At 52.1% G+C, this 14,832-nt stretch carries 12 protein-coding genes; 4 read left to right on the top strand and 8 right to left on the bottom strand.

Annotated features, from left to right (window positions below; translation table 11 throughout):
• The first annotated feature begins 34 nt into the window (after positions 1-34).
• The 3 genes from BFJ94_RS16790 to BFJ94_RS16800 all read left to right on the top strand — a co-directional run bounded on the left by BFJ94_RS16790 (position 35) and on the right by BFJ94_RS16800 (position 3,115).
• The gene (locus BFJ94_RS16790; protein ID WP_120463688.1) at positions 35-826 is read left to right on the top strand and encodes a flagellar motor protein; all 792 of its coding nucleotides are present in this window, start codon (positions 35-37) and stop codon (positions 824-826) included.
• The gene (locus BFJ94_RS16795; RefSeq protein WP_120463689.1) at positions 823-1,674 is read left to right on the top strand and encodes a flagellar motor protein MotB; all 852 of its coding nucleotides are present in this window, start codon (positions 823-825) and stop codon (positions 1,672-1,674) included. Before BFJ94_RS16790 ends, BFJ94_RS16795 begins: the two co-directional genes overlap by 4 nt.
• Before the next feature lie 577 nt (positions 1,675-2,251).
• Entirely contained in the window at positions 2,252-3,115 is an 864-nt protein-coding gene (locus tag BFJ94_RS16800; protein WP_205571032.1) for a patatin-like phospholipase family protein, read from the top strand.
• 195 nt (positions 3,116-3,310) lie between these two features.
• Here BFJ94_RS16800 and BFJ94_RS16805 read toward each other — a convergent pair whose 3' ends face one another.
• The 5 genes from BFJ94_RS16805 to ftsE all read right to left on the bottom strand — a co-directional run bounded on the left by BFJ94_RS16805 (position 3,311) and on the right by ftsE (position 9,314).
• Complete coding sequence (locus BFJ94_RS16805; RefSeq protein ID WP_120465269.1) at positions 3,311-4,639, bottom strand: PDZ domain-containing protein; 1,329 nt, start codon at positions 4,637-4,639, stop codon at positions 3,311-3,313.
• A gap of 154 nt (positions 4,640-4,793) precedes the next feature.
• On the bottom strand, positions 4,794-6,263 hold the full coding sequence (locus BFJ94_RS16810) for a S41 family peptidase (protein WP_120463691.1): 1,470 nt from the start codon (positions 6,261-6,263) through the stop codon (positions 4,794-4,796).
• Positions 6,264-6,453: 190 nt separating this feature from the next.
• Complete coding sequence (locus BFJ94_RS16815; protein ID WP_120465270.1) at positions 6,454-7,689, bottom strand: murein hydrolase activator EnvC family protein; 1,236 nt, start codon at positions 7,687-7,689, stop codon at positions 6,454-6,456.
• A gap of 34 nt (positions 7,690-7,723) precedes the next feature.
• On the bottom strand, positions 7,724-8,638 hold the full coding sequence (gene ftsX / locus BFJ94_RS16820) for a permease-like cell division protein FtsX (protein WP_120463692.1): 915 nt from the start codon (positions 8,636-8,638) through the stop codon (positions 7,724-7,726).
• Entirely contained in the window at positions 8,628-9,314 is a 687-nt protein-coding gene (ftsE, locus tag BFJ94_RS16825; protein WP_120465271.1) for a cell division ATP-binding protein FtsE, read from the bottom strand. The genes ftsX and ftsE overlap by 11 nt, the downstream gene beginning before the upstream one ends.
• A gap of 235 nt (positions 9,315-9,549) precedes the next feature.
• Here ftsE and BFJ94_RS16835 point away from each other — a divergent pair, with 235 nt between their 5' ends.
• Positions 9,550-11,079 (top strand): VanW family protein, encoded by a 1,530-nt coding sequence (locus tag BFJ94_RS16835; protein ID WP_229717105.1) that lies wholly within the window; start codon positions 9,550-9,552, stop codon positions 11,077-11,079.
• A 105-nt stretch (positions 11,080-11,184) separates the two neighbouring features.
• On the opposite strand, the gene BFJ94_RS16840 is transcribed toward BFJ94_RS16835, so the two are convergent.
• The 3 genes from BFJ94_RS16840 to BFJ94_RS16850 form a co-directional block, all read right to left on the bottom strand.
• Positions 11,185-12,105: an N-acetylglucosamine kinase gene (locus tag BFJ94_RS16840; RefSeq protein ID WP_120463694.1), complete on the bottom strand. Its 921-nt coding sequence runs from the start codon at positions 12,103-12,105 to the stop codon at positions 11,185-11,187.
• Positions 12,106-12,909: 804 nt separating this feature from the next.
• A complete protein-coding gene (locus BFJ94_RS16845) occupies positions 12,910-14,049 on the bottom strand; it encodes an exo-beta-N-acetylmuramidase NamZ family protein (protein WP_120463695.1) in 1,140 nt (379 codons plus the stop codon).
• Positions 14,050-14,127: 78 nt separating this feature from the next.
• On the bottom strand, positions 14,128-14,832 hold the full coding sequence (locus BFJ94_RS16850) for a PIG-L deacetylase family protein (protein WP_120463696.1): 705 nt from the start codon (positions 14,830-14,832) through the stop codon (positions 14,128-14,130).

Genomic DNA, 14,832 nt, shown 5'->3' on the forward strand with positions numbered 1-14,832 from the left:
ACGATAAAGTAGGAATAGGAGTGGTTAACAAACAATGGATATCACAACGGTTATAGGTATTATTGTTGGCCTTGCCGCATTAGTCGGCGGGTTCATCTGGGAAGGGGGAGAATTAAGTGGTCTGATGCAGCTTACAGCTGCTTGCATCGTGTTCGGTGGGACGTTAGCCGCCGTATTGGTCAGCTTCCCGCTCGCCAAGCTAAAGACGGTTCCGCGCGCACTGGCTCTTGCTTTTACATATAAGAATCCAAATTTATCCGGACTCATCGATGATATTGTCAGTATGTCCCATACGGCGAGACGCGAGGGGGTACTGGCGCTGGAGAAGAAGGCAGCGGAATACCATGATCCCTTCCTCCGCGAAGGGATTCAGCTTGTCGTCGACGGTACTGATCGGGCAATGGTGGAACAGATTATGGAGTATGATCTTCAGGCTACAAATGCGAAATACGAAGACTATGCCAAAATATTCGAGTCCGCCGGTGGCTACGCACCTACAATGGGTATCATCGGTACTGTAATGGGGTTAATCCATGTTCTCGGCAGCCTTACCGAGCCCACTGCATTAGGACCTTCAATCGCACTTGCTTTTACAGCTACATTATATGGCGTGGCAAGCGCTAACCTGCTCTTTCTGCCGATCGCTTCGAAGATCAAATCACGGGGCGAGGACGAAATCCGCCGGATGGAAATGATGCTCGAAGGGATTGTATCCATTCAAAACGGAGATCATCCGATTCTGGTGCGCCGGAAGCTGGAATCCTTCGCTGCAGGAACTGTAGCTCCAAGTCAGCCGGTAGTGGAGTTCAAGGAGATCGAGCTATGAGACAAAGGCAGCATGAACGGGGCCGTAGCTGGAAGAAGACTCCGCAAAATGGCGATTCCAAGGATCGCTGGATGATTACATACGCCGACCTGATCACCTTGCTGCTGATCTTTTTTGTAATCATGTATGGCATGAGCCGTCTGGATGTGGAAAAATATGAGCAAGTCACTCAATCCCTCCAGCATACGTTCAGCAGTGGAAATTCGATCATGAGCGGCGGAAGCGGCATTCTCGATGGATCGCAGGGCTTGAATTCGGGTAAAGATCCGTCCGCACCGGATACTGGCTCCGCTGGATCGGCAGACAAGGCTGGGCAGAAGAACCCGGATGACTCAGATGACTCGAAGCCGTTAAGCGAGCGGGAATTAGCCTTTCGCAAGCAGGAAGAAGAGCTTCAGGATCTGATGGCGCGAATTGAAGACTATGTGAAGGATAACCAGCTGCAGGATCAAATCCATGTCTCCGATCTGCCCAAAGGCATCTCGATTACCTTGAGCGACAGATTTCTGTTCGATACCGGCAAAGCAGATCTGAAGGAAGGCTCCGCCAAGACGATGGCCAAGCTGGCCAGCCTGTTCAAGCAACTGGACACGGTGATCAGCATCGAGGGGCATACCGATAATCAGCCGATTGTCCGCGTCTCCAAGTTCAAGGATAACTGGGAGCTATCCGGCGCCAGGGCCTTGTCCGTGCTGCGTTTCTTCCTGGATAAGGAGAAGCTCGATCCGCAGCATTTTCAATACGCTGGCTATGCCGACACCCGCCCTGCCGCCGACAACACAACCGCCGATGGCAGGCAGAAGAACCGCCGCGTCGAGATCACCGTGCTCAGACAGCTACAGCAATGAAACGAGTGGCTCGAAGTTTGCGTGGTTTGCTAGGTTAGTGGCCATAAATAGCTGCAGAAGTACAATTATTCTCGCAAAATCCTCTTGAAATCAGAAAATAGCTGCGCATATACAACTATTTCCTGGATGAAGCCCCGTTTGGAGCAGAATTCAGCAAAATAGATGTATAAAAGCAGCTATTTCCGTTATGGAGGCCATGCGAGAGCAACATAGTTGCATTTAAGCACTTATTGTCCGCACCCGACGGTCCCCGTCCCCGCTCATGCGATTCAGCGCACTTATGCGTCTATGTAACTCAAATGCTCATACGCCCTATACAGTAGCAAACCCAAGTAACCAAATTACTCAAGTGACTCATAAAACTCAACCAGCTCAGGTCATCCAACCAATCCAAGTAACTCGCCCCATCCAGTCGCTCCCCCTACTAATGAGATAAATCCAATCGAGCTAATTCCCCAATCAGTGACCATTAATCCCGCAGTTAAGATAGGCAGAATAATGCACAGAAGCATTTTTGTGGTTATGATATAAGAGAGTAAAACAAGCTTCTATCAACTTGAAGATGGCAGGTGAGAAAGTGAACGAGAGTCATGAAACTGAAAGCAAGGGGAGAACCGCCCTGGTCGTGGAAGGCGGCGGAATGCGGGGTGTGTTTTCGACAGGAATTCTAGATGCGTTCATCAAGCAGGACTTCAACCCATTCGATCTATGTATCGGAGTTTCTGCAGGTGCTTCAAACTTGGCAGCCTATCTCGGCAAAATGTATCAGCGTAATTTCAAAGTTTTCACAGACTATTCGCTGCGGCCTGAATTCATCAGCATGAAGAAATTCGTCCGCGGCGGGCATCTGATGGATATCGACTGGCTATGGGATATTACCCTGCGAGAAATGCCTGTGGACGTAGACACCTTGTTCTCAACCCTATCCGAGTTCATTATCGGAGCGACCGAAGTGAACACAGGGAAATCAGTCTATCTAAACCCGACCCGGCAAAATTTCGACCAATTGATGAAGGCCTCCAGCGCCATTCCGGTCATTTATCGTGGTTTTGTCGAGGTCGACGGGGTGAAGTATGTCGATGGCGGAGTCACGGATTCCATTCCGGTCATCGAAGCCTACCGCCGTGGCGCAAGCAAGATTATGGTACTGCGATCCAGGCCTCATTCTTATATCATGCAGAGCAGCAAAAATAATGTTCTAACCAAATGGCATCTGCGCAGATACCCGGATCTGCTGCAAGCCCTCGAGAACCGTGTGCATACATATCAGGCAGCGATCGAGTTCATGCGCAATCCCCCTGCTGGCGTCGAGGTCATTGAAGTGAATCCGCCGGATTCCTTCCAGACAGAGCGGCTTACCAAGGAACTGTCTATCCTGAAGCAGGACTACCAGCTCGGCTATGATAGAGGTGTGCAGCTGATGGAAGACTGGGGAAAATAGCATTACTTGCGGCTTTTAGGAACTGCAACATTGCGATATTACGGCATCCAGCTTTTTTTGCCTTAAACCCTGGATTTCATCAAAATAGCGATATGGTGTTTCGTTAGAGCCTGCATATTTGCAGTTTCGAGCTGCGGCGCGGGGAGGAGCACAGCAAAGGCTGCGACACCAAAGCGGTCGCAGCCCCTGTATGTCTCAGCCCGCCGAAGGCGGTTGAGACGCCGTATCGCCGCCCCGCCCAGCTGGGCGGCGCTTCCCCCCGCGCGCGCCAGCTTCGCTGCGCCGCGGCTTCAACAGCTGCAGCAGCGACAACGGCTGCAGCCGCACTGCCACTGGCGCCTTCTCGTCAGGCGCCAGGATCACGCCGAGCTGATGATGCTCGCCGGCGTAAATCGCGCGCTGGAGGAACTTGAGCTCACCCTTAAGGTTGAGCACCTCCAGCTTGCAAAAAGCCGGATTCATCCGCAGCGCCGCATGCATCTCTTCCTTCGTCGGAACAGGCACGCCATTGACCTTGCTGATGGTCTCCCCGGCCTGAATGCCCATTTCCTGTGCCGGACTGCCCGGCAGGATCGCGAGCACCTTCAATCCCCCTGCCGGATTGACGAACAGCGGGCTCGCCTCCTGCTCCTCGAAGCGGCTGAACCAGACCAATCCTTCATGCGCGAGGAAGGATACCAGCGCCGCCGGCAGCAGCAGCCAGCCCCACCAATGGGACAGCAGCGCCAACGCGAGCACAGCTAGTCCGTATACCATCAAGCGGTTCGAGGTCAGACGCGCTTTGACCTTGGGGAGCATCCCGCTCGTCATTTCCGAGAACCCGATAATGATCGGCAGCGCGACGAGACCGAAACCCTCCTGCCAAGCATCCCCGCCAAATAGCGGCGTCCAGGGCAATACCCCTCCGGTCGTGTGCGCAGGGATCAGCAGCAAGAGCGGAACAGGCCACAGACTCTGCATCTGATAACCACCCACCAGCCTGCCCCGCTTGCCTTCGAAGAACAGCGGTCCTGCGAACGAGGCCCCCTGCCAGCGGACCAACAGTCCTTCCGCCAAATGCAGCAGACCGACAAGACATAATAGCGCCGGGATGTTCAGCTCCCGTACAGCGCGAATCACCTCGGCTCCCCAGCCACTACCTACAAAAGAAGGGAAGCGATCCAGTACAAACTGGATAACTCCTAACAAACCGACCGAATAAGCGAGGCATAGATACCTTACACGGATGAGCAGCAGAACGATCGCTACCGCCCAGATGCAGAGGATCCCTTCCACCGTCAATGTCATGCCGATGAACGCACCGATGAGCGAGACGCAGATCCCGGCCAGTAATCCACCCAGCACCGTCCGCCACGTCTGAGTAAGCCAGTTGTTCAGACGTACGTGGAACAGCCTGCGCTCCAATATCACCTGTCTGCGATAGAGCAGCAGCACCATAATTATCGAAATATAATAGAACGGCTGCAGAAACAATTGTCCTACGGCCCCGGCCAAATTCCATAATCCTTCAAGCACAAGATCCAATCGATCATCAACCCCTATTCCTTCGAGCATCAATCCCACTTCACGATCCTTAACGATCCACCATAACAGCTTGTCTACTCTTAACATCAGCTCTCGCTGATTATATTTCCACTTCTAACTATAACAGAAAAAAAGAAGGCTGAACTCAGCCTTCTTACTCATTCGACACCATAGAAGAAATTTCCTTCTGGGCCTCTTTAACTGCTTGATTCAATTGATTATCATTCTTCGGATCGCGAATTTTCTCAATGACACTATTTTCAAGGACTTCCGCCGTTGTCGCATCCAGCACGCCGTTAACTTTTAAACCCTTAGCCGCCTGGAACTTCTCAAGCGCAGCTTCCGTTTTCTTGTCAAAATACCCGTCCTTGCGGCCCGGATCAAACCCTACTCCGTCCAACATCGTCTGAGCACTCTTGATGTCCTCGCCCAGCATATCGAACTTGTATGTTCCCTTCTTATTGATCGGAGCCACCGAGAAATAATCCGGCTGCGACACCTGGATATCCGGCTCGACCCCTTTCTTGTGAATCCATTTCCCGTCAGGAGTCAGCCATTTGGCGATCGTGATCTTCACCAGACTTCCATCGCCCATCTCCTCGGGGAAGCTGGACTGTACCGTCCCTTTGCCATAGGTCGTCTCTCCGAGCAATTTGGCGCCTGCCGATTCCTTGAGCGCACCTGCCAAAATTTCCGAAGCACTGGCGCTTCCCTTATTCGTAATGACGATCACCGGATAAGCCTTGCCCTTCCCTTTAGAAGAGAGCATCTTCTGGCGATTTTTATTTTTATCTTCGATTTGCAAGATCGCTTTCCCTTTTGGCACAAATTGCTCGGCCATCTTCTCAACGACCTGAAGCACGCCGCCGGGGTTATTCCGGACATCGATCACCAACGCCTTCATTCCCTGCTTCTCTAACGCAGCGATTTCCTGCTCGAAGCGATCCGCCGTATTCATCGAGAATTCGGTAACTTCAATCACGCCGATATTCCCCTGCTTCATACTGGAATAGACCGTCTCCAGCGGGATTTCATCACGTACAATTGTAAATTCAAGCTCATTCGCCGCACCCGGGCGTCTGACCTTCACCTTCGCTTTGGTTCCCTTAGGACCACGGATCTTGGCCACCGCTTCGTTCAAGCTCAGCCCTTCGAACGACTCTCCATTCACCGAGAGCAGAATATCCTTCGGCTTGATGCCGGCCTGTTCCGCCGGTGATCCCTTGATCGGGGAGACGACGACGACCTTGCCGTCCTCTGTCGATACCTCCGCACCAATACCGGTAAAAGATCCCTCGATCTGCTCCGAAAACTGTTTAGCTGTCCTAGGAGCCATATAGGAGGTGAACGGATCACCCAGCGCGTTCAGCATCCCGTCGATCGCCCCGTCCACCAGCTTGCTCTGATCTACATCTTCCACATAATTTTTCTGAACGAGATTCATAGTCGTCTCAATCTTCTTGATCCCACTCTTGCTATTCACGCCAAAAGCATCGGCAAAAATTCCATTGCCTACCGCACCCGTCCCGGCAAAGGTCCACTGACCTGTTAACGTCAAAGTCAGAACGCTGCTGAGCAGCATCGCAACCACTACCATTAGAGCTACTGTACGTCCTTTGAACATTTTCTCTTCTTCACCGCCTATGTATCTCAAATGAAATTAGGTAATACCATCATTCCTTCAGCAGCAGTCCCTGCAAAACCACCGTCTTCCTATTATATGCCCGGCTTGTACAGATTATTTACTTCAACTTGTCCGCGAGAAGGAAAAACGGATACGCAAAGGTATCCGTGTCTTTGATATAACTATTTTATTACAAATAAGGCATGGGGTCTACCGGATCACCATTGATACGTACCTCGAAGTGACAGTGCGGACCTGTTGCTACTCCCGTCTGGCCAACTTCAGCAATCTTCTGTCCCTTCTTCACCGTCTGCCCGTTCTCTACCTTAATTCCGCCAGCGCGGATATGACCATAAAGCGTCCATACATTATTGCCATGATCGATAATTACCGTATATCCATAGCCGCTCCACCATTCTGCGACGATGACGACTCCGGCCTCAGCTGCATGGATATCCGTGCCTTCCGAAGCCGCGAGATCCACCCCGGTATGCTTCTTCACTTTGCCTGTTACCGGATGTACGCGCGTCCCGTACCCGGAAGATAAGCGAGCGCCATTTACCGGAAGCGACATGGAGCCGCCATTACCTGTGAAGCCACCTGAGCCTGAAGAGGACGAATAAGAAAGCTTCTTCTTCGTACTTTTCTTAATTTGCGCGGCTTTAATCTTCTTCTTCTCATTCTCTAGCGCGGAACGCTTGTTAGCCAACTCGACGAGCAATCTGTTCTGTTCTTCGCTGATTTCATCCGATTCGTCCATCTGATCGCTATACTTGGCAATCAATTGCTGCTTCTCTTGCTCTTTCTCCTCAAGGATGCCTCTGCGCTCCTCCGCTTGGGCATAGAGCTGCTTCACTTTGGCATAATCCTGCTTCAGCTTCTGTTCCTGATCCTGCAGCAAATCTTTATCATGCTTATGCTCGTCCAGCAGGACCTTGTCCTGATTGATGATCGCCTGCAAGGAATCAGCCCGTTGCAGGAAATCCGTAAAACTGGTGGAGGACAGCAATACATCTAAATAGGAAACGGCGCCATCCGTATACATAATGCGAACCCGAGTGTCCAGGAATCCAGAACGTTCCTCGATGCGCTGCTTCGTCTCATCCAGCTTATGTGCGGTATCCCGCAAATCCGCCTTCGTATTCTCAATATCCAGGGCGATTCGAGACAGCTCATTGCTGACGGTATCGATTTGGGTCAGGACCTGCTTCAAATAAGCTCTGTTCTTGTTCACATAATGCTGAGCTTCCTGCTTCTTATCTGCTGCCTTCTCCTGCTGCTTCTTCGCTTGCCTCGCTTGTTCCTGAAGCTGCTTAAGCTCAGCGTCGATCTGGCTGATCGTCTTGGATTTGGCATAACCCTCAGATGGATTGAAAATCGTCGCGGCTATGGTGATAACGGCAATCACGGATATCCATTTCTTCAACTTCATTTCCCCTCTTCCCCAGGTTTTACTGCATCTACACCTTCAAAAATTTACGAATTGACATCGTACTGCCCCAGATTCCAATCAGCAGCCCGAGTCCCAATAACAGACCTCCGACTTTTAATGCAACCTGCTTCATCGGAACGAGCTGGAAGGCCAGCGTCATATCCGCTGCTACCACCTGCTCCAGCTCTTGATATCCGAAGAACAGAACAGCCACAGTGACTACGGAGCCGATCAACCCGATCAGTGCCCCTTCAATAAAGAACGGCCAACGGATAAAAGCATTGGTCGCCCCCACCAGCTTCATAATTCCGATCTCACGACGGCGGGCCAGAATGGTTACCCGGATCGTATTGGAGATCAGGAACATAGCCATCAGCGCCAGTCCGGCTACGAAGATGAGGCCAATATTACGAACCGTCCGCGTAACCTTGAACAGCTTCTCGATCGTCCCTTTGCCATAGTTCACTTTGTAGATCGGCTTGTCGGGATGGGTATCATTGAGCGCCGATATTTTGCTGGCCACGAACGGAGCCGTTGTCGGCTCGATCAATTTGATCTTGAACGTATCCGGGATCGGATTCGTCTCCTCGGTGTAGCCTTCGAGCAAATCCTTACCCTCCACGCCCAGCTTGTCTTTAAACTCCTTGAGCCCTTCGTTCTTCGGAATCAAGGTTACTTCACTAACCTCAGGCATCGTCTGAATCTCTGCCATTACCTTGTCCCGCAATGCATCATCCACCTTCGATTCCAGATAGACGCTGATCTGCACCTGGCTATCCGCATCATCGGCGAAGGAATTTATGTTAATGACGAGCATAATAAAGACGCCCAATACGAGTAGAGACACAATGATAGATGTAATCGAGGCTACTGACATCCAGCCGTTACGGAACACGCTCTTGGCTCCTTCACGGAACTGCCTTAAGAGGGTACTAAAACTCATAACCGTATTCCCCTCTCATCTCATCACGAACGATATTGCCATGTTCAATAGCGATAACACGTTTGCGCATTGTATTTACAATTTCTTTATTGTGAGTAGCCATAACGATCGTCGTACCGCGGAAATTAATCTCATCCAGCAGCTGCATAATTCCCCAAGAGGTCTCTGGATCAAGATTCCCTGTAGGCTCATCGGCGATAATCACCGAAGGGCTATTCACAATCGCTCTGGCAATCGCCACCCGTTGCTGTTCTCCCCCTGATAACTGGGAAGGATCACGGTTCGCTTTATTTCTCAGGCCGACTAATTCCAGCACCTCAGGCACCCGCTTGCGAATCACCTTCTTCGGCGCTTCGACAACCTCCATCGCAAAAGCGACATTCTCATACACATTCAGCTTGGGCAGCAGTCGGAAATCCTGAAATATAACACCGATATTACGTCTGACATAAGGAATTTTGCGCTGTTTGAGCCTGCCGATATTAAAACCGTTTACAGAAATTTGTCCTTTCGTTGGTACTTCTTCACGATATATTAGCTTCATAAAAGTCGATTTTCCCGCACCGGAGGGACCGACCAAATACACGAATTCATTGCGGTCGATTTTAACCGAGATGCCTTTCAAAGCATGGGTCCCGTTAGAATACGTCTTCCATACGTCCTGCATTTCTATCACTTCATCACGTCCTAAGCTTTGATTCATATCTAGTAAAATTCACGTGCAGTCAACTACTTTCATTTCGACATCTTCCAGCCAAATCCTTTAAAAGATGAGTCAAATTTCATCAGTTCGATAATTATTGTAACAAATATGTTACCATTTGAGTACCCGAAAGTTTCCATTATTTCAGCATATATATCATAAATAAGGTTGTACATTAACTTTTTCCAGAGATGATAAGGAGCGAGCCATGAGAACAAAACGCCTCTTATTCTATGTCGCCCCGATCCTCGCTCTGGGGATCACCGTACTGATTCTGCTGCTGTCACTGCAGCGTTATGCCTTTCGGGATACCGTTCCTTCCGGGGTGATCGTCGCTGGAATTCCTATGGGAGGAATGACATTTCACCAAGCCATACAGATTCTTGATACGAAGCTGGCGGAGCTGGAGAATGAGCCGATTACCTATTCGTTCCGCGAGAAGCAGACTACCGAGACCCTATCCTGGAAAAATAGCGGCATCACCTTCGATGTCCCCGATTTCCGTACAGAACTGGCGAGTTTATCCCACGCTAGTCTCTGGAGCCGTCTCCAGATCCGCAGCCAATTCTCTAAGGAGTGGAGGTTACAGGCTCGTTACGATTCACAGCCGCTCAAGCTGAAGTTTAGTCCTGAATGGGAGAATGCGCATTTCGGCCGGCCCGTTAATGCGGTGAGAACGATCGGGGCCGATGATCGTATCCGTTATATTAATGGAAAGTCCGTGTACCGGATCGATTGGACGGCCTTGACGGCGCAGTTGCAAGCCACGCTTCCGACGGTGCTACCTGTAGGGGATGCAGCTAAGGGGAATAAAAGTTCACGCGGGACGGTGCTAAGTGGAATCAAGGCCCGATTCATGTCCAGCTCTGCGGTTCGGTCCGAAGTCCGGGCAGGCGCTCAGGCTGAGACCATCACGCTAGAAGTACCTCTGATACGGCTTCAACCCGAAGTCACGCTAGATCATCTCAAGGCCCAAGGCATTAATCGTAAAATAGTTCAGTTCTCCACCGATCTAACGACGAGCGGCAAGGGGCGTCTGCATAATGTCGCAGCCGCAGCCCGCAGCATTGACGGCATGCTGCTCGCCCCTGACGAAATCTTCGATTACGCCAAGGTCGTCGAAGCCGCTGAACAGGATTACGGCTTCCAGGAAGCTCCGGTCATCTTCGCCGGCAAGCTGGTGCCTGGAGTCGGCGGAGGCATCTGCCAGGTGTCCAGCACGCTATACAATGCCGCCCTCCGGGCCGGGCTGGAAATTGTGGAACGGCGCAATCATACTCTGCCTGTCAGTTACATCCCGAAGGGACAGGATGCGACCTTTGCGAAAGGCTATATCAATTTCCGCTTCAAGAACACGACAGGCAAGCATCTGCTGATCCACGCCAAGAGCAGCCAAGGGCGGCTCGTCATCAAGCTGTACGGTACATTTCCCGGAAATGTCACCTATGACATCCAATCCAGGACAATCCGCACCCTCCCGCCCTCCAATAAATACATCAAGAATCCCTCACTCCCCACCGGGGAGCAGGAGTTGATGCTGGAGGGCAAGCCAGGCTATATCGTGGAGACCTATCGTCTCAAGAAGGTCGATGGCGTCACCGTAAGCCGCACGCTGCTATCCCGTGACACCTATCCATCCCAGCCCACCGTTATCGCTGTACATGATGGAACCGAAGGCAGCAGCAACCGACCGCAGCAAATCGTTGAGGATGGCGTGGAGGGGCCGAGGTTTCCATAATTCTGAAGTTCTAATCTCTAGCCTGACCGATTAACCACTCACGCGCATATAAAGACCGTCAGTTCCTTATGAACAATGGAACTGACGGTCTTCAGGTTGTGCCGATCATATTTTATGCTGCTCCCAAGCCATCATCATCGCTCCCCAGGCGGCATCATGCTGGGGCAGAATGCAGGTCATACCAGCATATCGTCCGGCTATTCTCTCCCGCAGAGCATTCTGGATGTGGCTGTTATGCAGCAGTACACTTCCGGCCAGCGCCAGTCTGCCTTTCTGCAGGCCGAGCCGCTCAGCCACCGGAACGATCAGCTCGAATAGCGCAGCTGCGCTCCGCTGGGCGATATCCAGCGCTGCGGCATCACCGACCGAACAGGCCTCTGTTAGAAGCGGTGCCAGCGCAGCGATCTCCTTCTTCGTCCGGTGCGGGTCATATACGAAGCGGATGACCTCGTTCAGAGCGCCTGCGGGCAGTTGCAGCTTCTCATAGATCAGGCCGCTGATCACCGTCGGCGGAATCCGCCCATCATGGGCCTGAACGAGTGCGCTTAACAGCTCCCGGCCCACGCTATAGCCGCTGCCTTCATCATCGATCAGATGCCCCATGCCGCCGGTGCGGTGAGAGCTGCCCTGCTCATTGCGCCCGTAGCAGATCGAGCCTGTGCCGGCGATCAGGATCAGCCCCGGCGGGCGGCTGAGTGCGCCATATAGCGCGGTTTCGTGATCGCCGGCCAGCGTCAGGCCGCCCACGTATCCGGCCGCACGGACGGCCGCGCTCAAGCGCTCCGTCACCCCTGCCGCGCTGATCCCGGCCGCGCCGACGCAGATCTGCACGCAATGCTCCAAGCCGCCGCATACCGCCCCGACCCGGGCGATAATCTCGCCGATATTGCGCTCTACGACACCTTCATCCTGTCCATTATAGTTAATCGGACCCGATGCGAAGCTCTCCACCATTTGTCCGTGCTCATCGGCAATGACGACCTTCGTCTTCGTGCCACCACCGTCCAGGCCAGCAGCATATCTCATGATGATCACGCCCTTCTTAATTAGAGGTATGTAAATAGGCAGCAGTCAGGTCGACGAGCATCCCTAATAACTGCTAAAATACACTTATTTCCCGGAATAGCGGCCTCGATTCAGAAATAAGTGCGAAAATACAACTATCCCCCGCCAAAAGCCTGCATGAACGAGAAATCCGCCCGAATAGTTGTATAAAAGCAGCTATGTCTTAGGTGGAGAGCGCATGACACCAAAATAGTTGCATATCAGCACTTATAGCGCTGATTGCACTTTGGGCGCTTATCAGCACTTATCGGCACCTATTACCCCTTATCTTATTAACCTCTATCAGCTCTTATCAGATCCCATTGTCACATATTAGCAACCTATCAACACTTATTAGCTTCTATTTACACCTAGTGCCACTTACCAGTTACAACTATTACCCATTACCTATTACCACTTATCAGCACCTAACTTACTCGCACTAGCACCTATGAACCGGACTCCCCACTGGGAACGAGACATTTAATTGCATAAACTACATCTAAAAAGTGCCAAATCACCTTTAGCGCAGCTTTAGTTGCAAAAAGTACACTTAGAACGCCGACTGTTGCGGATGGAGCAAGTTTCAGTCATTTTAAGTGTACAAAATGCATCTGTAAAAGTGGCTTCCCGGTCATTTGCAAAAATAACTGTATCTTCTACAGCTAAACTAAGAGCCGTTAAAGCCCATCAACCCAGCCCAGCCGCCCCACAGCCCCCACTACAGGCAGACGACACGCGCGACCCTTAGTCCATTCATGCCATTCTTGCCTGCTCACGAATACATCACGAGTACAGATGATACTCCTGCTTCGCCAGAGCGAAGCTGCGGCTCTCTTCCCGGAACTGCTCCAGCATCGCCGTCAGGTCAGCCGCTTCGCGATACAGCTTGTCGCCGCACAACAGGTCGATGAACGGGCGCGAGCCCTCCTTGAGCGGGGGCAAATAGGCGAACTCCTCATAGTTCTGCTTCACGGTGTACATCAGCGTTACCCCTGTCTCCAGCGGTCGGAACGAACGGTGATCCGTTACGTACAATTGCACACCTCCGCATAGCTCGCCCTCGAACTTGGAGGTGGTCGGCTTGAAAAAGACCGGGCGGAAGCGCACTCCCGGCAGGCCCTTCCCGTTCATCTCAACAGCCAGCCGCTCGGCCTCGATGAACGGCGCTCCGATTATCTCGAACGGGAAGGTCGTCCCGCGACCCTCCGACAGATTCGTGCCCTCGAACAGGCAAGTGCCACTATAGACGAGAGCCGTCTCAAAACGTGGAATGCCCAATGAAGGATGCACCCAGGTCTGCCCGGTCTGCGGGAAGAGCATGCTCCGTTCCCAGCCTTCGCAAGGCACAACATGAAGCTTACCCTTCCAGCCCTGCTGCTCATTAGCCATCAACGCCACTTCCCCGGCAGTCAGGCCATACCGAGCACAGAGCGGATAATTTCCGATGAAGGACTCATAGCCCGGCTTGAGCACATTCCCCTCGACCGTCACTCCGCCCAGCGGATTCACCCGGTCCAGCACGACAAATTCCTTGCCCGCCTTGGCACAGTCCTCCAGAGCGTACAGCATCGTATAGATAAATGTGTAATATCGCACGCCTATATCCTGAATATCATAAACAACCATATCCACCTGATCGAGCATATCCGGCGTCATTCGCTTGGAATCCTTACGATACAAGCTATATACTGGCACCCCTGTTAGCGGATCGGTATAGGTCTCGACCATCGCTCCCGCCGCCTGATCCCCGCGCACCCCATGCTCCGGTGAGAACAAGGCGGTGAGATTGAAATTTTCCTGCAAAATCTGAATCGTCGATACAAACTCAGAGGTGATCCCCGTCGGCGTAGTAATCAAGCCTAGCCTTTTGCCTTGAAACAGATGTGCGTAGTCCAAAATGTGATCGATCCCGTTCTTGACCATACCCTCGGCTCCTTATCTCACATGTTCAAAAAGAGAGAGACTCCCTGCATTTCCTCCCCCCCTATGGAACACGCATTGTTATAGTTCTGACTTGATGATCCGCACCGACTCCTCTGGAATCATGAACGTCTCCGCATAGGTCTTGCGCGCTTCAATGCCGCGAACCCGAGCCAGATGCTTATAATACTCCAGATAAGGGAAGGACTTGCTGCCAGTAACGAACCAGTGCTGGGAGACCGCCTTCACCCACAGATCATACGCCTCCTGCTCGAAGCCAACGTAAATATATGGTTTATAGTCGACAGCATCCTCCCAATTCTCCGCATAATAGAGTCGTGAGGCGAAATGCGCCGGCTTCTCGCGCTCAAAGGAACCCAGCCCTGCGAAGAAGCGCGCATCGTTCACAATTCGATGAGTGGTGCTATGATCCTTATGCATACTATTCTTAAAATGGGTGATCAGGATATCCGGCTTCACCTCCCGGATTACATCGCAAACCCGGTAACGCATATCCTCGCTGTCGCTCAACTCGCCATCTGGAACCTCGAATACGATCGACTCTCCGCCGAGCATCTCGGCGAAGGCAGCTGCTTCCCGAACCTTTTGCTGACGGTATTCTCCCATATCCTGCCCCGCCGGGACGCCGCGCTCACCTGCCGTCAGGGCCAATGTTACGATACGATCGCCCTTCAGCGCATGACTGGCGAGCACCCCGCCTGCCGTTAATTCCATATCTCCTACATGACCGCCAATCGCCAGAATCGTTAACGCTTGCTCACTCAT

The organism is Paenibacillus aceti (assembly GCF_003614185.1).
GTDB lineage: Bacteria > Bacillota > Bacilli > Paenibacillales > Paenibacillaceae > Fontibacillus > Fontibacillus aceti.